Genomic DNA, 1,025 nt, shown 5'->3' on the forward strand with positions numbered 1-1,025 from the left:
AATAAATTTATCAATAAATAGCAATTGATATAAGGCGAGTACAGATCCCCAGAAACTACCTCGAAGAGAGATTTCTTGATGATTGAGAGGAAACAAATCATGGTTACCAATATAGAGGCAGGTCAAAATGATAAATAAAATCCAAAATAAATCAGTCCATCTATATTTTGAAAAATATTTTTTCCACATAAAAACACCTTCTTTCCTATAATTATATTATAACACTTTATGTAAGCGAATACAAAAAATATGAGGTAAGCAACTACGAAGAAACATAAGGCTGAAATAAAGTGTTATGCGTTCACTGTATCTATGATTTCTATCTTTTTAAAACAAGATTGACCCAAACCCACAGCATTCAAAAAAGCGAATTTCAATCGAAATTCGCTTCATAGGAAAGTGTATTAGTATAAATCTTGTATCTTATACTCAATGAAAATCAAAGAGCAAACTAGGAAGCTAGCCGCAGGCTGTACTTGAGTACGGCAAGGCAACGCTGACGTGGTTTGAAGAGATTTTCGAAGAGTATTAGTTCAAGTGCCAGATATCTTCGTTGTACTGAGCGATTGTACGGTCAGATGAGAAGAATCCTGCTTTAGAAATGTTAACGATAACTTTATCCAACCATGCGTCACGATCTTCGTAGTCAGCCAACATTTGCTCTTTGACTTTGATGTAGTCTTCCAAGTCAAGAAGAGTCATGAACCAGTCTTTGTTGATTAATTCATTGTAAAGACGTTCCAAGCGCTCTTTGTTTCCAGCTGCAAGAACTGCATCGCTAACGATGAAGTCAACCAATGGTTTGATAGCTTCACGAGCGTAGAATTCGCTTGATTTGTAAGCTGCTTTTGCGTAAAGATCGATAACAGTTTCTGAATCTTCACCAAAGATGTAGATGTTTTCGTCTCCAACCAACTCAGCGATTTCCACGTTAGCACCGTCCATAGTACCAAGAGTCAAGGCTCCGTTCAACATGAATTTCATGTTACCAGTACCTGAAGCTTCTTTAGAAGCAAGTGAGATTT

Annotated in this window: 2 protein-coding genes; both read right to left on the reverse strand. The window is 36.7% G+C overall.

What is annotated here, in order from left to right:
• Positions 1 to 189, reverse strand: a 189-nt coding sequence (locus ACLNCN_RS04920; protein ID WP_424844753.1) for a hypothetical protein, incomplete at its 3' end; no start/stop codon positions are given.
• A gap of 339 nt (positions 190 to 528) precedes the next feature.
• The coding region (locus ACLNCN_RS04925; RefSeq protein WP_424844754.1) for a glycogen/starch/alpha-glucan phosphorylase at positions 529 to 1,025 on the reverse strand (497 nt) is incomplete at its 5' end.

Source organism: Streptococcus sp. CL8.13, from assembly GCF_049737895.1.